The organism is Mycolicibacterium elephantis DSM 44368, from assembly GCF_004014805.1.
GTDB lineage: Bacteria > Actinomycetota > Actinomycetes > Mycobacteriales > Mycobacteriaceae > Mycobacterium > Mycobacterium elephantis.
In genome coordinates this window covers 1-17322 of sequence record NZ_ATDN01000009.1, presented here as the reverse complement: position 1 = coordinate 17322, position 17322 = coordinate 1, and the positions used below count along the sequence as shown (strand labels likewise).

Sequence of the window (17322 nt, the reverse complement as noted above, 5' to 3'; positions counted from 1 at the left end):
ACCGGCTACAGCCGGGCTTTGACCGCCGCGGCGAGGCGGGCGCCGTCGGCCTTACCTGCGGCGATGGCCGTCGCCGCCTTCATCACCTGGCCCATCTGCTTCATGCTCGGCCGTTCCCCGATCTCCTCGGCGACTTGCGCGATCGCCGTGTCGACGACGTCGGCCAGTTCGGCGTCGGTGAGCGGCGTCGGCAGATACTCGTCGATGACGCGCGCCTCGGCGTGCTCGTTGGCGGCCAGCTCGCCGCGGCCGTGCTGGGTGTAGATCTCGGCCGCCTCGCCACGCTTCTTGGACTCCCTGGCCAGCACCTTGAGCACCTCGTCGTCGGTCAACTCCCGCGCGGTCTTGCCCGCCACCTCCTCGTTTCCGATCGCGGTGAGCAGCATCCGCAGCGTCGCGGTGCGCAGTTTGTCCTGTGCCTTCATCGCTGCCGTCAGGTCCGCGCGCAACCGCTTCTTGAGTGTCGGGGTTTCGGACATGAGGCCAAACCTACGCCGACGACGGCGCGTCGCTGCCGACGACGTTGTCAATTCGCGCCGCGGCCGACAGGATGGTGACCATGAGTAACCCCGCCGGTGGACCCGCCATGCCCGGCCCACCGACGTCGGGTTATCCACCCGGATACGGGACGCCCGGATATCCGCCGGGCTATCCGCCGCCGGGTTACGGCGCGCCGCCTTATGCCGGACCCGGTTACGGTGCGCCGCCTGGTTACGGGCCGCCGCCCGGTTACGGCGTGCCACCTGGGTACGGTGCGCCCGGGTACGGTGTCCCACCCGGTTACGGCGCCCCACCGCCGCTTCGGCCCGGCGTCATCCCGCTGCGGCCGCTGACACTGGCAGACATCTTCAACGGCGCCATCACCTACATCCGCGCCAACCCCAAGGCGACCCTGGGGCTGACCACCGTCGTGGTCGTGATCACCCAACTGCTCGCGCTCGTGTTGTCGGTGGGGCCGCTGGCCGTCGCGGGACAGCTCGACCCGGCACTCAGCGGTGAAGAGGTTTCGACCGACTTACTGCTCGGCTCCTCGCTGTCGAGTATCGCCGGCGGCGTCGCCAGCGGGCTGGCTGCCATCTTGCTGAGCGGCCTGCTCACCGTCGTCGTGGGCCGTGCGGTGTTCGGCGCCGGCATCACCATCGGACAAGCGTGGCAACGCCTTCGGGGCCGGTTGTGGGCGTTGATCGGCTTCTCCGTGCTCGAGGTGCTCGGCGCCGTCCTGTTGATCGCCGCAGTGGTGGGGCTCATCGCGTGGATCGGATTCGCCGCGGGCGGCGCGGCGGCGGTTGTGTTGGCCGTTCCGCTCGTGTTCGGGCTCATCGCGGCGTTGTTCTACCTCGGCACCATGCTGACTTTCGTGCCGGCGATCATCGTGCTGGAGCGCCACGGCATCGTCGCGGCCGTGCTGCGGTCGTTCCGGTTGGTCAAGCCGAACTTCTGGCGGGTGCTGGGCATCCGACTGCTGGCCGCCATCGTCGCGCAGATGATCGCTGTCGCGGTCGCGATCCCGTTCAGCTTCGGTGGTCAGATGCTCATGATGGCCGCGTCATCCACGGTGATGGCGTTGGTCGCGCTGGTCCTGCTGTCCGTCGGCAGTGCGATCGGACAGATCATCACCTCACCGTTCAATGCCGGTGTGGTGGTGCTGCAGTACACCGACGCCAGGATCCGCACCGAGGCGTTCGACCTGGTGTTGCAGACCGGCGCCGGCTACGGGCCCGGCGCCCCGGCCGAATCGACCGACCATTTGTGGCTGACCGGCCAGAGCTGACGTGCTGACGATAGATATCGACCGCGATGCCGCCCACGAAATCGCGCAGCGCGAACTCGCAAAGCCCATCTACCCCAAGGCGTCACTGTCCGACCGCATCGAGGACTGGTTCAACGACCTGCTTTATCGGCTGCTCAGCGAGGCGTCCTCGATGCCGGGCGGCTGGCTGACCATCACAGTCCTCGGGATCCTGGTGGCGGTGGCGCTGATCGTCGCGGTCCGCGTGATTCGCCACACCATGCGCACCGCACGATCCGGCGAGCACGCGGTGCTCTCCGGGTACGACCTGAGCGCGGCCCAGCACCGCCGGACGGCGGAACAGTTTGCCGCCGCCGGTGATTGGGCGCCGGCGATCCGCCACCGGCTGCGCGCCGTCGCCCGCCAACTCGAAGAGTCGGCGGTGCTCGAACCCGTCCCCGGGCGAACAGCCACCGAACTCGCCCGCGACGCCGGACGGGTGCTGCCGGAACTCGCCGACCAACTGCACGTGGCCGCAACCGCTTTCAACGACGTCACCTACGGCGAGCGACCTGGTACCGAGGCCGCCTACCGACTCATCGTCGACCTCGACGACCGGCTCAGACGCACCCATCCGGCATCAGGCGCGGGCGGGGCGGTGACACCGGTATCCACCGACGGCTGGGCGGAGGTGCGATGACCGCAGCCACCGACCAGGCGGTGCCCGACTCCGTCGTGGCGCCCCCACTGCGGCAACGGTTACGCGGTGCCCGGTGGGTGGTGCTCGCGCTCCTCGTCATCGTCGGCCTCGCGCTGCTGACCACGTATCTGATGACGCCGACACCTGGCGGGCGGATGGAAGCCACCTCCACATCGGCGGACGGCGCGCGGGCGTTGGTCACCGTGGTGCGCGAACAGGGTGTCGACGTGGTCGAGGCGCCGGATATCGCCGCGGTCGAAGCGGCGGCCGGACCCGACACGCTGATCGTGGTGGTGCAAACCTATTTCCTGGTCGACGAGGACATCCTGCGGCGGCTGGCCGCACTTCCTGGGGATCGTCTTGTCGTGCAACCGATATCGCGTACCCGCGAGGCGCTGGCGCCGGAGGTCGAGCGCAGCGGTTCGACAACCTACGGTGACGACGCGCCGAACTGCGACCTGCGGGAGGCCACCCGCGCCGGCACAGTGCAGTTCGGCATCAGCGACGCCTACGAGGCGGCCGGTGACGCCGCCGTGACCCGGTGCTATGGCGGGGCGCTGGTGCGTTACACCGACGACGGACGGGTCATCACCGTCGTGGGCAGCGCCGACTTCATGACCAACGGCGGGCTGCTCAAGCAGGGCAACGCGGCGTTGGCGATGAACCTCGTCGGCACCAATCCGCGTGTGATCTGGTACGCGCCGCAGCGTCTAGAAGGTGAATCCGACGGCGCAGCAAGTATTTTCGACATGATCCCGGACCGCGTCAATTGGATCGTGTGGCAGCTCGGCCTCGTCGTGGTCCTGCTGGCCTTCTGGAAGGGCCGTCGCGTCGGGCCCCTGGTCGCGGAGAAGATTCCCGTGGTGGTGCGCGCGTCGGAGACCGTCGAAGGCCTCGGCAGGCTGTATCGGTCCACCCGCTCACGGGACCGCGCCGCCGACGCGTTGCGGACGGCCACCCTGCAGCGGATGGTGCCTCGGCTCGGCCTCGGCCGCGGCGCCGACTCGACCGCGATCGTGCAGTCGGTCGCCGAACGCTGCGGGCTACCCCCGCAGCAGGTGGCGCACACACTGTTCGGTCCGCCGCCGGCCGACGACAGCCATCTGGTAAACCTCGCCCGTGAACTCGACAACCTCGAAAGGCAGGTCGCACAGTCGTGACTCAGCCAGCTAGCCCGACAGCCGAATCGGAACAAGCGCGAAACGCCCTGCTGGCGCTGCGCACGGAGATCGCCAAGGCCGTCGTCGGGCAGGACGCCGTCGTCAGCGGACTGGTGATCGCGCTGCTGTGCCGGGGGCACGTGCTACTCGAAGGCGTACCCGGCGTGGCCAAGACCCTGTTGGTCCGCGCGCTGGCCGCGGCATTGCAACTCGACTTCAAACGCGTCCAGTTCACCCCGGACCTGATGCCCGGCGACATCACCGGGTCGCTGGTGTATGACGCCCGCACAGCCGAATTCGAGTTCCATGCAGGGCCGGTGTTCACCAACCTGTTGTTGGCCGACGAGATCAACCGCACTCCACCGAAGACCCAGGCGGCCCTGCTGGAGGCGATGGAGGAACGTCAGGTCAGTGTCGAGGGCGAGGCCCGGCCGCTGCCCGATCCGTTCATCGTCGCGGCCACGCAGAACCCGATCGAGTACGAGGGCACCTATCAGCTGCCCGAGGCCCAGCTGGACCGGTTCCTGCTCAAGCTCAACGTTCCGCTGCCCAGCCGCGAGCAGGAGATCGCGATCCTGGACCGGCACGCCCGCGGCTTCGATCCCCGGGATCTGTCGGCCGTTCGGCCCGTCGCCGGCGCCGCTGATCTGCGCGCCGGGCGCGAAGCCGTGCGGCAGGTGTTGGTTGCCGATGAGGTGCTCGGCTACATCGTCGACATCGCCGCGGCGACAAGGAATTCGCCGGCGCTTCAGCTGGGTGTGTCACCGCGCGGGGCGACGGCGTTGTTGGCCACCGCCCGGTCGTGGGCCTGGCTGTCCGGCCGCAACTACGTGACCCCCGACGACGTCAAGGCGATGTCGCGGTCCACGCTGCGACACCGGATCCAACTGCGGCCGGAGGCCGAGCTCGAGGGCGCGCATCCCGACACTGTGCTGGACGCCATCCTCGCGGCCGTACCGGTGCCGCGCTAGTGGTTCTCACCCGCCGTACCGGCCTGGTCGCGCTTCTTCTGGTTCTGCCGATCGCGGTTTCACCTTGGCCGGCAGAAACTTTCGCTGTGCTACTGGCGGTGCTGGTCGGGGCGATGGCGATCGATGGCGCGTTGGCGGCGAGCCCGCGTCGGCTGCGTTTCGAACGGTCCGGTGATACCGCTGCGAGGTTGGGCCAGCCGGTGGCGGCCGTGTTGGTCGTCGAGAACCTCGGCCGACGGCGGCTGCGCGGTGTCATCCGCGACGCGTGGCCCCCGAGCGGCCGGGCGCGCCCCCGCACACACACGGTCGATGTGACGGCGGGGCAACAGGTTCGGCTCGTGACAATACTGTCGCCGGTGCGCCGTGGCGATCAGACTTCGGACCTGGTCACCGCGCGCTCGGTGGGGCCGCTGGGGCTGGCGGGCAGGCAGACCTCGCACCGGGTGCCCTGGCGGATCCGGATACTGCCGCCGTTTCTCTCCCGCAAGCACCTTCCGTCGCGGCTGGCCAGGCTACGCGAACTGGAGGGTAATACACCAGTGCTGATCCGCGGTCAGGGCACCGAGTTCGATTCGCTGCGCGAGTATGTCGTCGGCGACGATGTCCGCTCGATCGACTGGCGCGCCACGGCTCGTGGCGGCGACGTCGTGGTGCGCACCTGGCGCCCGGAGCGAGACCAGCGGGTGGTCATCGTGCTCGACACCGGACGCACGTCGGCCGGTCGCGTCGGCGTGGACCCGACCGCCCACGACCCTGCGGGCTGGCCCCGGCTGGACTGGTTCATGGATGCTGCACTCCTGCTGGCGGCGCTGGCGTCCAGGGCGGGCGATCATGTCGACTTTCTGGCCCACGACCGGGTGACCCGCGCGGCGGTGTTCAACGCGTCACGCACCGAACTGCTCGCCCAGTTGGTCGAGGCGATGGCGCCGCTGGAGCCCGCTCTGGTCGAATCCGATGCCCGGGCGATGGTTTCGGCGGTGCAGCGGCGAGTGCGCCGACGCGCGTTCGTGGTGTTGCTCACCGACCTCAACGCGTCGGCGCTCGACGAGGGGCTGATGGGCGTCCTGCCCCAGTTGTCGGCCAAGCACGAGGTGCTCATCGCGGCGGTGGCCGATCCGCGGGTGGAGAAGCTGGCGGCCGGGCGTGCCGACGCCGCGCAGGTGTACGACGCGGCCGCGGCCGAACGCGCCCGCAACGACCGGCGATCGATCGCGGCCCGGCTGCTGCGCGCGGGCGTCGACGTCGTCGACGCACCCCCCGAAGACCTCGCACCGGCGCTGGCAGACCACTATCTGGCGATGAAAGCCGCCGGCCGCCTGTGACGCCTTTTTTCGGCGAGCAGACGCGAAAACCCCCAAAAATCGCTGCTTTCGGGGGTTTTCACGTCTGCTCGCGCTGCATGACGCGCGCGGGTTAGCGGGTGGGGACGACGTCGGGGGCGTCCTCGAGATCACCGGTCTCTCCGGCCCGCGCGGCCTTCCGGCCGAAGTACACGATGTAGGCCAGGAACGCGACTTCGACGGCCACACCGATGGCGACGCGGACAACCGTCGGCAACGGCGAGGGCGTCACCAGCGCCTCGACCAGCCCCGCGACCAGCAGCACCGCCACCAGTCCGATGGCGACCGCGCCGACCGCGCGGCCCTGTTCGGCTAACACCTGCGTTCGCGGCCGGTCACCCGGTGCCACCACCGACCAGCCCAGCCGCATCCCGACGGCAGCGGCCAGGAACACCGCGGTGAGTTCGATCAGCCCGTGCGGGGTGATCAGTCCGAGGAAGATGTCGCCCTTACCGGCTCCGAACATCAGACCCGCGGCCACCCCGAGGTTGGCGGCGTTCTGAAACACGATGTACGGAATCGGGATTCCGAGCAGGATGGCAAACGCTATGCACTGCACCGCGATCCACGCATTGTTGACCCACACCTGCAAAGCGAACGACCCCGCGGGATTCTCGCTGTAGTACGACGCGAAATCGTTGTTGACCATCTGCTCGATCTCGCTGGGGGTCCCGATGGTGGCCCGCACCTCGGGGCTGCCTGCCACCCAGACGGCGATCAACGCGGCGACGATGAAGAAGGCCACCCCGGTGGCCAGCCACCAGCGCCACGACCGGTAGGCCACAACGGGAAACGACACCGTCCAGAACCGGGCGAACTCCCGCCAGATCGGCGCGTGTGCACCGGTGACCACCGACCGAGCCCGGGCTACCAGGCTCGACAGCCGCCCGATCAGCACCGCGTCGGTGGAGGCGGTGCGCACCATCGACAGATGTGTCGACACCCGCTGGTAAAGGTCGACCAGTTCGTCGACCTCGGCGCCCGTCAGCCTGCGACGCCGCTTGACCAGCTGCTCGAGCCTGGCCCACGTCGGCCGGTGCGTCTGGACGAACGCGTCGACATCCACACCGCGAATCCTAGTAGCGTGCAAATCATGGTCGGCCAGCAACAACCGGTCGTCGTCACCGGCGACGCCGTGGTCCTCGATGTTCAGATCGCCCAGCTACCGGTTCGGGTGGCCTCGGCGCTCATCGACCTGACGGTGGTGTTGATCTTCTACATCACCGGTGTGGTGCTGTGGGCCTCGACACTGGACCGGTTCGATCCGGCGTTGTCGGGCGCGGTGCTGATCATCTTCACGGTCGTCACGCTGGTCGGCTATCCCCTGGCCTGGGAGACGGCGACGCGCGGTCGCTCGCTGGGCAAGCTGGTGATGGGGCTGCGGGTGGTGTCCGACGATGGAGGCCCGGAGCGTTTCCGGCAGGCGCTGTTTCGCGCGCTGTCCGGGGTGATCGAGATCTGGATGTTCACCGGTGGGCCCGCGGTGATCTGCAGCCTGCTGTCGGCGAAGGGCAAGCGGATCGGCGACATCTTCGCCGGCACCGTGGTGATCAGCGAGCGCGCACCGCGGCTGGCCCCACCGCCGATGATGCCGCCACACCTGGCGTGGTGGGCGGCGTCGCTGCAGTTGTCCGGCCTGCGCCCCGACCAGGCGGAGCTGGCGCGGCAGTTTCTCAGCCGGGCAACGCAATTGAATCCGACGGTACGCGACCAGATGGCCTACCGGATCGCCGCCGACGTCGTCGCACAGATTTCACCCCCGCCACCGCCCGGCACTCCCCCGCAGCAGGTGCTGGCCGCGGTGCTGGCCGAGCGGCACCGTCGGGAGCTGGCGCGACTGAAGGCGTCTCCCGCGACCCCACAACCGCAGTGGCCGACACACCAACCACCTCCACCGCCTCCGCCGAGTTCGCCGCCGTCGCCAGACCCCGGCGGCTTCACACCCCCGAGCTAGCGGCCGCGAACGTTCCGTACCAGTCGAAAATTCGGCGATTTGTCGAGCGGTAAGGAACGTTCGCGGCCGAGGAACGGAACGTCAGCCGGCGCTGATCCAGTTTCCGTGGAAGCCGAACGGAACCCGCTGGGGCAGCTTGATTCTGGCGACGGGCGGGCCGGCGAAGTCCGATGCGTCGATGACGACGAGGTCGCTGCCGTCGCGCGACGGGTCATAGACGTAGCAGAGGTACCAGCCGCTGCTCTCATCGGCGGGCCCTGACGTCGATGGCACGAACACCGCCTCACCGGGGGCGCCGGGTGATTCGGCGGTGCCGAAGGCGTGCTCGACGGCGGCGCCGGTGCCCAGGTCGTAGCGCACCAGTTTCTTGTCGCCCACCGAGACCGAATAGCGGGCCGGCAGCGTGGCCAGTCGATCGTCGATCCGGGGGAACTCCACGGGCCGGTCGTCGAGTTGACGCTCGGTGACCGCGCCGGTCCGCAGGTTGATACTCCAGCTCCACAACACCGCGTCGACGTCCAAACCGCCGCTGTCACGCCACAATTCGGGGTACCGCATCGCGTGCAGCTCGATGCGGTCACCACCGGTGTCGTAGGCGTTGGCGACGTGGAAGACGTAGCACGGGTCGACGTCGAACCACCGCACCTCACCGAAGGGATCGTCGCGGCGCAGCACCCCGAACCGCGCGCCGTAGTTGTCGTCCCAGCGATACGGCATGTCGGCTTCGCCCTTCATCGCGATGTCGAGGTCGAACACGATCGGCAGGTCCAGGAACACGACGTAGTTGGCGGTCAACGCGAAGTCGTGCATCATCGTCAACGCAGGAACGTCCAGCCCTCGGTTGATGCTCAGCTCACCGTTGGCCTCGACGCGGTGATAGGTGACGTGCGGCGCGAAGATGCTTCCGTAGCCGAAGAAGTGCATCTCCCCGGTCGTCGGGCAGATCTTCGGGTGCGCGGTCATCGAGTTGGCCAACTTGCCGCCGAAGTCGTAGGCGCCCAACGTCTCCAGGTCGTTGGTGATCTCGTAGGGCAGCGAGGACTCGACGAGCGCCAGCGTCTTGCCTGCGTGGTTGACCACATGGGTGTTGGCGACGCTGGAACGCAGGTTGCGGGTGCCGTCGGCGTTGTAGAGCGGGAAGTCGTTTTCGAAGCTGTCGGTACGCACCCAGCGGTTGCGGTACCACGCGGCGCGGCCGGCTTCGATCCGCACACCGTGGATCATGCCGTCGCCGACGAACCAGTGCGCGGTGGCCTGGCGCGGGTTGGGCCCGTTGCGCAGGTACCAGCCATCGAGTTCGGGCGGGATCGTTCCTTCGACGGGCAGGCCGAACTCGGTGAGTTCGTCGGTGACCGGGGCGTAGTTGCCCCGCAGGAAGAACTGGTCGGAGCCGAACAGGGTCGAGGAATCTGAGGTGTCGGTCATCTGCATCTCCTAACGCGCGACGGGACCACACTGACATGTCACTTATGACATGTCAATACTGGAGGTAATATTGCGGCGTGAGCCTTCGCATCGCGGCGCTTGGACTGCTCGCTCAGCAGCCGGGCAGTGGATATGACCTGCTTCGACGTTTCGAGGAGTCGATGGCCAACGTGTGGCCGGCCACCCAGAGCCAGCTCTATGGCGAGCTCAACAAGCTCGCGGCCGGCGGGCTGATCGAGGTGTCGAACATCGGCGCGCGTGGGCGCAAGGAGTACCGCATCACCGATGCCGGCCGCGAGGAGTTGCGCCGGTGGGTGGCCAATCCGCAGGAGGATCCGCCGTTTCGCAGCGCAGCCCTGTTGCGGGTGTTTCTGCTCGGCGAGATCCCGCCTGACCAGGCCCGTGAGCAGTTGGCCGCGATGGCCGAGCACGGCGCCGCCGAGCGCAAGCGGCTTGAAGAGTTGCGCGACTCCGTCGAGTGGACCGACGACGAGGGGTCGTTTTTCGCGCACGCGGCCCTGGACTTCGGTTTGCGCTCCAACGAGATGCACACCCAATGGGCGCAATCGGTCATCGAAGCCATGGATCGCCGCGGACGCCGCAACTAAGCGTTGCATCACCGATAGTTCTCGATATATCGTCAACGTATCGAGAACGTCTCGGTGCGTCCGCACACCACAGACCAAGGAGCGCCCAATGTCCACTCCATTTGCCTCCCCGCCCGGGGGTTTCGGGTTCGGCGCCGGCGACTGGCGAGCCCTTCATCAGTTGCGCCGTCAGGGCCGCCGCGATTTCCGCGACCATCTGCGAGAGCATGTCCGCCAGCACGACGGCCCCGGCTTCCAGGGCCCTCCCGGCTTCGGTCCCGGGTGGCGCGGCCCGGCGTTCGGGTTCGGTTTCGGTCCGGGCCCGCGTGGCGGTCGCCGCGGCGGACGCGGCCGTGGCCGCCGCGGCGACGTCCGCGCCGCCATCCTCAAGTTGCTCGTCGAGCGGCCGATGCACGGCTACGAAATGATCCAGGAGATCGCCGAGCGCAGTCAGAACCTGTGGCGGCCGAGCCCCGGGTCGGTGTATCCCACGCTGCAGCTGCTCGTCGACGAAGGCCTGATCACCGCATCCGAATCAGACGGCAGCAGAAAGCTTTTCGAGCTGACCGAAGAGGGGCGCGCCGCCGCCGAGAAGGTGGAGACTCCCCCGTGGGAGGCGATCGCCGACGGCATCGAACCCGGCCACGTCGACTTGCACAACGCGGTGACGCAGTTGATGGGCGCCGTCGCGCAGTCGGCCTTCGCCGCCGACGAGGAACAGCGGCAACGCATTCTCGACATCGTCAACAATGCCCGCCGCCAGATCTACGGGATCCTCGGCGAGTCGGAATAGTGGAATAAGCCCGGCGGGAGCGGTGTACGTATGAACCATGCAGACCTTTCCGCTGGGCTCATTTCATGTCGGACGCGTCGGCTTCGGCGCCATGCAGCTGCCGGGGCCGGGGGTGCTGGGCCCGCCCCGCGACCACGACACGGCGATCGCGGTGCTGCGCCGGGCCATCGAGCTGGGCATCAACCACATCGACACCGCGCAGTTCTATGGACCCAACGTCGCCAACGAGTTGATTCGTGAGGCGCTGCACCTGTATCCGGACGGCCTCGCGCTGGTCAGCAAGGTCGGGGCCCGACGCGACGAGGCCGGCGCCTGGCTGCCCGCGCAGGAACCCGACGACCTGCGGGCGAGCATCGAGGAGAACCTGCGCACGCTCGACACCGACCGGCTGGCGGCGGTCAATCTGCGCCTGCACTCCGGCGACCCCGCCGCGGCGCCGCCTGTGGACCGCGACCTGTTCGACCGTCAGCTCACCGCGATGATCGCCGCCCGCGACGAGGGCCTCATCGGCGGCATCGGGTTGTCGAGCGTCAGCGCCGAGCACCTGCGAATCGCGTTGGACCGCACCGAGATCGTCTGTGTGCAGAACGCCTACCACCTCGTCGACCGGTCATCGCAGCCGGTGCTCGACGCCTGCATCGAGCACGGCATCGCGTTCGTCCCGTTCTTTCCGCTCGGCTCGGCGTTCGTGCCCGACAACCCGGTGCTCGGGCATCCGGCCGTCAGGCGCGAGGCCGAGCGGCTTGGTCGCACGCCCGCGCAGGTCGCGTTGGCGTGGACGCTGTCGCTCGCCCCGAACGTGCTGCTGATCCCGGGCACGTCGTCGGTGAGTCACCTCGAGGAGAACACCGCCGTCGCCGACATCGAACTCGACGACGAAACCAAACGCGAACTCGACGCCGCCGCCTGAACGCACACAAATCGCTACTCGACGTCGACCCAGTCCAGCGTGCGCTGCACCGCCTTCTGCCAACCGGCGTAGCCCTCGGCGCGCTGTTCCTCGCTCCACTGGGGCGTCCAGCGCTTGCCCTCCTGCCAGTTGGCCCGCAGGTCGTCGGCGTTCTCCCAGAACCCGACGGCCAACCCGGCCGCGTAGGCCGCGCCCAGCGCCGTGGTCTCGGCGACGACGGGCTTGACGACGTCGACCCCGAGCACGTCGGCCTGGATCTGCATGCACAGATCGTTGGCGGTGATGCCGCCGTCGACCTTGAGCACCTCCATGTGCACCCCGGAGTCGGCTTCCATCGCGTCGACGACGTCACGACTCTGATAGCAGATCGCCTCCAGCGTCGCGCGGGCCAGGTGCGCGTTGGTGTTGTACCGCGACAGCCCGACGATCGCGCCGCGGGCATCCGAGCGCCAGTACGGTGCGAACAGCCCGGAGAAAGCCGGCACGAAATACACGCCGCCGTTGTCGGCGACCTCCCGCGCCAGCGCCTCGCTGTGCGCGGCGTCGGGGATGATGCCGAGCTGGTCACGCAGCCACTGCACCGCCGATCCGGTGACCGCGATCGAACCCTCTAGGGCATACACGGGTTTGGTGTCACCGAACTGGTAGCAGAGCGTGGTCAGCAGCCCGTTCTCGGAGCGCACGATCTTCTCGCCAGTGTTGAGCAGCAGGAAATTACCTGTGCCGTAGGTGTTCTTGGCCTCGCCGGCGGACAGACACACCTGGCCGACCATCGCGGCCTGTTGATCGCCGAGAATCCCGGTCAACGGCACCTCACCCGCGACCGGCCCGTCGTCGCGGGTGGTTCCGAAGGCCGCCGGGTACGACGACGGCCGGATCTCCGGCAGCATCTGGCGCGGAATCCCGAAGAACGACAACAGTTCGTCGTCCCAGTCGAGCGTCTCCAGGTTCATCAACATCGTGCGGCTGGCGTTCGTCACATCGGTGACGTGCACCCCGCCGCGGGTTCCGCCCGTGAAGTTCCACAGCACCCAGGTGTCCGCGGTGCCGAAGATCGCGTCGCCGTTCTCGGCGTCGCGGCGCACCCCGTCGACGTTGTCGAGGATCCACTGCAGCTTGCCGCCGGAGAAATACGTGGCGGGCGGCAGACCCGCCTTGCGGCGGATCACGTCACCGCGGCCGTCGCGCTCCAAGGCCGAGGCGATGCGGTCGGTGCGGGTGTCCTGCCACACGATCGCGTTGTAATACGGTCGTCCGGTTCGCCGATTCCACACCAGTGTCGTCTCGCGCTGGTTGGTGATGCCCAGCGCGGCCAGGTCGCCTGCCGACAGATCGGTGTTGTTCAGCGCCGACTGGATCGCCGCCGCCGTGCGCTCCCAGATTTCGACCGGGTTGTGCTCGACCCAGCCGGCCTTCGGCAGGATCTGCTCGTGCTCGAGCTGATGGCGGCCGATCTCGGCGCCACCGTGGTCGAAGATCATGCAGCGGGTGCTGGTGGTGCCCTGGTCGATCGCGGCGACGAACTCGGCCAATGTCATGCTCCTGTCACTTCACCTGGTTGAGGGCGGTCGCAATCGTCCATCATGGTCTACATGACCCGTTCAGTCGCCGACATCGCGCGCATGCCCCGCGGCGGCCCGGACGCGTCCTGCGTGGACCGGTTGCTGCAGACCGACCGGCTCGAGTACCTCGACCGCGACACCGACGCCGACGCCGCCGGTCAGGAACGCAAGCGCGCTGTCATCCAGGCCCTGGAGTGGACGGGGCAATTCTTCGGCGAGACAGAGCGTTTCGCGCATCTGGTCCTCGACGAGCTGGCCGAGGTGGCCGATCCGAAGATCCTGGAACTCGGCGCCGGGCACGGCGGGTTGTCGCGCAAGCTGCTCGAGTGGCATCCCACGGCCGAACTGACCGTGACCGACGTGGACCCGGCGTCGGTGGCCGCGATCGCCGCTGGTGACCTCGGCGCGCATCCGCGGGTGACCGTACGGCGGATGGACGCCACCGACATCGACGCACCCGACCGCCACTTCGATCTGGCGGTGTTCGCGTTGTCGTTTCACCATCTGACGCCGCCCCAGGCGTCACGGGCGTTCGCCGAAGGCACCCGGGTCGCGGACACGCTGTTGATCATCGATCTGCCCCGGCCGCCGTCACCGCTGCATCTGGCCCGCCTGGCGGTGATGTTGCCGTTCGCGCCGCTGGTCCCGTTCGTGCACGACGGGGTGATCAGCTCGTTGCGCTCCTACAGCCCCTCGGCGCTACGAGCACTTGCGGCGCACGCCGACCCGGCCATCGAGGTTCAGCTGCGCGGCGGGCTGGTGAGTCCACAGGTGGTGCTCGCGCGTCGCTGACGTGCGCGACGCTCGGTGTAGATGCCCACCACCGCGTGCAGGATGTCGTACACCTGCGGGTGGCCCGCAAGGAACGTCAGCACTGCCCGTCGCACGGTGGTCACAGGTCGTGAGTTCCCAGCGGCTGCACCTTCAAACGGTCACCGGCGAACCCTGGGCCTGGTCAACCGGTGCAACAGCCACGCGACCGGAATGCTGAAAGCCAGCGTCGTGGCGAACAATCCGATCACCGAACCGGTGTAGACCGGCCAACGCAACACCGACACCATCACGATCTCCATCACGATGACATGCACCAGGAAGATCTCGTAGGAGATTTCACCGAGCCACACCATGGGCCTGCTGCCCAGCAGCCGCGCATACCAACCGCGGTTGCCGAGCGCCAACGGTGCGACCACCAAGGTGGCGATCGCCCCATAGAACATCACCTTCGCGATGTCTTCGCTCAAATCCAATGCGGGAGCATCGGTTCGGCCCGCGATCGGGGTGGACACCACCAGATAGGCGACCACGGCCACCGGCAGCGCCGCCATCGCGTAGCAACGAACTCCGTTGACCGCCAACACCGCAAGGATCATGCCGCCGACGAACCAGATCAGGTAGTGCGGCAGCCACAGGCCCGCTCCGTTGGGCAGCCAGTCGGTGGTGTGGATCACCAGCAGCCACAGCGGGCTCAGCGCGCCCAGTGCGGCCAGGGCTGCCAACAGCAGTCCGGGTCGCCACCGGCGCCGGCACAGCACCACCAGCATCAAGTATGCGAGCGCGGGCAGCACCGCGTAGAACGCCACCTCGACGGCCAGGCTCCACATCTGGGTCAGCCCCTGATGCATGTATGCAATCACGTAGTTGCCGCTGTAGATCTGCGTCAGGGTGAGGTTGCGGGCCAGGCCGTGCCAGGTGTGGCCGGGATTGGGTGCGATCTCGCGGAATTCGTAGACGACGTAGGCGATCAGCACCGTGACCACATAGGCCGGCATGATGCGTCGCACCCGGTTGCGGGCATAACGCTTCACCGAAGGCGGCTGGGTGCCCGCGGCGGCCGCGCGCACCCACCCGCCGAACAGCAGAAAGCCCGACAGCACAAAGAAGATCGCGACACCGATCTCCATCCGCGCGAAAACCAGCCCGACATATCCGCGGTTGTATGTGCCCGTGCCGTACGCGGCGTGGGTGCCCATGACGAGCAGCGCTGCGACGGCCCTTATGCCGGTGAGCGAGGCGACCCGGTCGACGGTGGCGACCTGCTCCAGGCCGCCCTGGTCGAGGTCGTCGGTTGCCGGCCTGCTCACCCGCCCAGTATGCGGTCTCGGCCGCAGGGCCGGGTGGCGGTCACGTCCTGTTCGCGCTGATTATGGGCGATTTACTTGCGCAAGCGTCACCGACACTGAACCATCGGCGGTGTGGGCGAAGATGTGAAGCAGACCGACTTCAGCCACGCGCACCGGCGTGAGTATCGGCGCAAGGTGCAGCAGTGCCTCGACGTCTTCGAAACCATGCTCAACCAATCCAGTTTCGAGTTCGAGCGGCCGCTGACCGGCATGGAGATCGAGTGCAACCTCGTCGACTCCGCGTATCAGCCCGCCATGACCAACCAGGAGGTTCTCGAGGCGATCGCCGACCCCGCCTACCAAACCGAATTGGGCGCGTACAACATCGAATTCAACGTTCCCCCGCGGCCACTGCCTGGCCGGGCGGCGCTCGAGCTGGAGAACGACGTGCGGGCCAGCCTCAACGCGGCCGAGAGTAAGGCCAACGACCACGACGCGCACATCGTGATGATCGGCATTTTGCCGACGCTGATGCCCGAACACCTGTCCGGCCGGTGGATGAGCGAATCGACCCGCTACCAGGCGCTCAACGACTCCATCTTCACCGCCCGCGGCGAGGACATCCTCATCGACATCGCAGGCCCCGAACGGCTGAGCCTGCAGACCGAGTCGATCGCACCGGAGTCCGCGTGCACCAGCATGCAGCTGCATCTTCAGGTCTCACCGGCCGAGTTCGCGCAGAACTGGAACGCCGCGCAGGTGTTGGCCGGCCCGCAACTCGCGCTCGGCGCCAACTCCCCGTACTTCTTCGGCCATCACCTGTGGGCCGAAACCCGCATCGAGCTGTTCGCGCAGGCCACCGACACCCGCCCCGACGAACTCAAGGCGCAGGGGGTGCGGCCGCGGGTGTGGTTCGGCGAGCGCTGGATCACCTCGATCTTCGACCTGTTCGAGGAGAACGTGCGCTACTTTCCGTCGCTGCTTCCCGAGCTGACCGACGAGGACCCGGCCTTTGAACTCGCGCAGGGCCGCACCCCGCGGCTGGCCGAGCTGCGGCTGCACAACGGCACCATCTACCGCTGGAACCGTCCGGTGTACGACGTGGTTGATGGCCGTCCCCACCTGCGCGTGGAGAACCGGGTGCTGCCCGCCGGGCCGACCGTCGTCGACATGATGGCCAACGCCGCGTTCTACTACGGCACGCTGCGGACGCTGTCCGAAGAGGACCGCCCGCTGTGGACGAAGATGAGTTTTGCTGCGGCACAACATAACTTCATCGAATCCGCGCGCGAGGGCATGGACGCGCGGCTGTACTGGCCCGGGCTTGGCGAGGTGACCCCCGACGAACTGGTGCTGCGGCAGCTGTTGCCGATGGCCGATGAGGGGCTGCGCCGCTGGGAGGTTGCCGGCGAGGTGCGGGACCGCTACCTCGGCGTGATCGAAGGCCGCGCCAAGACCGGCCGCAACGGGTCGGCATGGCAGGTGGCCACCGTGGCGGCGCTGCAGCAGGGCGGGATGTCGCGGCCCGACGCGTTGGCCGAGATGTTGCGGTTGTACTGCGAACGGATGCACAGCAACGAGCCCGTGCACACCTGGGACCAGCCCTAGACCTCGGCGGTGTGCGGCCCGAACTCCGCGATCACGACGGCCAAGGTGGTGGCTTTGAAGCCGCACCGCCGCGCGTGTTCGCGCACCACCGTCTCGTCGTCGGCTTCGTGGATGCAGTAGATCTTGTCGCCGGTGACGTAGCTGGTGACCCACCGGTACGGAACACCCATCGACGCCGCGGCGATGTTGCATTTCCTTGACATCTCGGCGAGTTCGGCCGTCGTGAGCTCACTGGCTTCCGGGACCTCGCGCTCGATGATGAACTTCTTCATCGGTTGACTCCTTCTGTCGTGCGGGGTGCCCCGGGCCGACGGCGGGGGCGACCGTCGACCCGGGGCTGGCGTCATCCGTTGTTTCCGTTGTTGCCGTTGTTGGTGCTGCCGGTGCCTCCGGTACCGCCCGCGCCGCCGGGGCTGCCGCCGTCGCCGCCCGTGCCGCCGAACCCGAGCCCACCGCCCTCGCTGGTTCCGGCGCCGCCGTTGCCGCCCGGCCCTCCGGCGCCGCCGAATCCGCCGTTGCCGCC

Annotated in this window: 18 protein-coding genes; 11 read left to right on the top strand and 7 right to left on the bottom strand. The window is 68.1% G+C overall.

Annotation, left to right across the window (positions count from 1 at the left end; translation table 11 throughout):
* Positions 1 to 5: 5 nt before the first annotated feature.
* Complete coding sequence (locus tag MELE44368_RS07705; protein ID WP_128107969.1) at positions 6 to 479, bottom strand: GatB/YqeY domain-containing protein; 474 nt, start codon at positions 477 to 479, stop codon at positions 6 to 8.
* An 80-nt stretch (positions 480 to 559) separates the two neighbouring features.
* On the opposite strand from MELE44368_RS07705, the gene MELE44368_RS07700 reads away from it, so the two are divergent.
* The 5 genes from MELE44368_RS07700 to MELE44368_RS07680 are packed head-to-tail and all read left to right on the top strand — an operon-like array spanning position 560 to position 5882.
* On the top strand, positions 560 to 1771 hold the full coding sequence (locus tag MELE44368_RS07700) for a glycerophosphodiester phosphodiesterase family protein (protein ID WP_206613714.1): 1212 nt from the start codon (positions 560 to 562) through the stop codon (positions 1769 to 1771).
* Between the two features lies 1 nt (position 1772).
* Entirely contained in the window at positions 1773 to 2429 is a 657-nt protein-coding gene (locus MELE44368_RS07695) for a DUF4129 domain-containing protein (RefSeq protein ID WP_128107967.1), read from the top strand.
* Positions 2426 to 3589 carry a DUF4350 domain-containing protein gene (locus MELE44368_RS07690; RefSeq protein ID WP_128107966.1) on the top strand — a complete coding sequence of 388 codons (1164 nt, stop codon included), beginning with the start codon at positions 2426 to 2428 and terminating at the stop codon, positions 3587 to 3589. Before MELE44368_RS07695 ends, MELE44368_RS07690 begins: the two co-directional genes overlap by 4 nt.
* Complete coding sequence (locus tag MELE44368_RS07685) at positions 3586 to 4560, top strand: AAA family ATPase (protein ID WP_128107965.1); 975 nt, start codon at positions 3586 to 3588, stop codon at positions 4558 to 4560. Before MELE44368_RS07690 ends, MELE44368_RS07685 begins: the two co-directional genes overlap by 4 nt.
* Entirely contained in the window at positions 4560 to 5882 is a 1323-nt protein-coding gene (locus tag MELE44368_RS07680) for a DUF58 domain-containing protein (protein ID WP_128107964.1), read from the top strand. Before MELE44368_RS07685 ends, MELE44368_RS07680 begins: the two co-directional genes overlap by 1 nt.
* Before the next feature lie 91 nt (positions 5883 to 5973).
* On the opposite strand, the gene MELE44368_RS07675 is transcribed toward MELE44368_RS07680, so the two are convergent.
* Complete coding sequence (locus tag MELE44368_RS07675) at positions 5974 to 6966, bottom strand: stage II sporulation protein M (protein WP_128107963.1); 993 nt, start codon at positions 6964 to 6966, stop codon at positions 5974 to 5976.
* Positions 6967 to 6993: 27 nt separating this feature from the next.
* Here MELE44368_RS07675 and MELE44368_RS07670 point away from each other — a divergent pair, with 27 nt between their 5' ends.
* Positions 6994 to 7854: an RDD family protein gene (locus MELE44368_RS07670; RefSeq protein ID WP_128107962.1), complete on the top strand. Its 861-nt coding sequence runs from the start codon at positions 6994 to 6996 to the stop codon at positions 7852 to 7854.
* An 81-nt stretch (positions 7855 to 7935) separates the two neighbouring features.
* Here MELE44368_RS07670 and MELE44368_RS07665 read toward each other — a convergent pair whose 3' ends face one another.
* Positions 7936 to 9279: a carotenoid oxygenase family protein gene (locus MELE44368_RS07665; RefSeq protein ID WP_128107961.1), complete on the bottom strand. Its 1344-nt coding sequence runs from the start codon at positions 9277 to 9279 to the stop codon at positions 7936 to 7938.
* 77 nt (positions 9280 to 9356) lie between these two features.
* Between MELE44368_RS07665 and MELE44368_RS07660 the strand changes: the two genes are divergently transcribed.
* From MELE44368_RS07660 to MELE44368_RS07650, 3 genes are all read left to right on the top strand, one after another.
* Entirely contained in the window at positions 9357 to 9887 is a 531-nt protein-coding gene (locus tag MELE44368_RS07660; RefSeq protein WP_128107960.1) for a PadR family transcriptional regulator, read from the top strand.
* Between the two features lie 88 nt (positions 9888 to 9975).
* Entirely contained in the window at positions 9976 to 10659 is a 684-nt protein-coding gene (locus MELE44368_RS07655) for a PadR family transcriptional regulator (RefSeq protein ID WP_128107959.1), read from the top strand.
* Positions 10660 to 10696: 37 nt separating this feature from the next.
* Complete coding sequence (locus tag MELE44368_RS07650; protein ID WP_128107958.1) at positions 10697 to 11569, top strand: oxidoreductase; 873 nt, start codon at positions 10697 to 10699, stop codon at positions 11567 to 11569.
* A 14-nt stretch (positions 11570 to 11583) separates the two neighbouring features.
* Here the strand turns inward: MELE44368_RS07650 and glpK are convergent, their stop codons facing one another.
* Positions 11584 to 13101 (bottom strand): glycerol kinase GlpK, encoded by a 1518-nt coding sequence (gene glpK, locus MELE44368_RS07645; RefSeq protein WP_128108073.1) that lies wholly within the window; start codon positions 13099 to 13101, stop codon positions 11584 to 11586.
* Positions 13102 to 13152: 51 nt separating this feature from the next.
* Here glpK and MELE44368_RS07640 point away from each other — a divergent pair, with 51 nt between their 5' ends.
* Complete coding sequence (locus tag MELE44368_RS07640) at positions 13153 to 13923, top strand: class I SAM-dependent methyltransferase (protein WP_241566515.1); 771 nt, start codon at positions 13153 to 13155, stop codon at positions 13921 to 13923.
* Positions 13924 to 14063: 140 nt separating this feature from the next.
* Here the strand turns inward: MELE44368_RS07640 and MELE44368_RS07635 are convergent, their stop codons facing one another.
* Positions 14064 to 15212, bottom strand: coding sequence for an acyltransferase family protein (locus tag MELE44368_RS07635; RefSeq protein ID WP_128107957.1), 1149 nt, complete (start codon positions 15210 to 15212; stop codon positions 14064 to 14066).
* Between the two features lie 111 nt (positions 15213 to 15323).
* Here MELE44368_RS07635 and MELE44368_RS07630 point away from each other — a divergent pair, with 111 nt between their 5' ends.
* A complete protein-coding gene (locus tag MELE44368_RS07630; protein ID WP_128107956.1) occupies positions 15324 to 16799 on the top strand; it encodes a glutamate-cysteine ligase family protein in 1476 nt (491 codons plus the stop codon).
* Here MELE44368_RS07630 and MELE44368_RS07625 read toward each other — a convergent pair.
* Both MELE44368_RS07625 and MELE44368_RS07620 read right to left on the bottom strand, forming a co-directional pair.
* Entirely contained in the window at positions 16796 to 17071 is a 276-nt protein-coding gene (locus tag MELE44368_RS07625; RefSeq protein ID WP_128107955.1) for a DUF4242 domain-containing protein, read from the bottom strand. The two genes, MELE44368_RS07630 and MELE44368_RS07625, sit on opposite strands and share 4 nt — an antisense overlap.
* Before the next feature lie 71 nt (positions 17072 to 17142).
* A partial coding sequence (locus tag MELE44368_RS07620; RefSeq protein ID WP_206613713.1) for a hypothetical protein occupies positions 17143 to 17322 on the bottom strand: 180 nt, incomplete at its 5' end.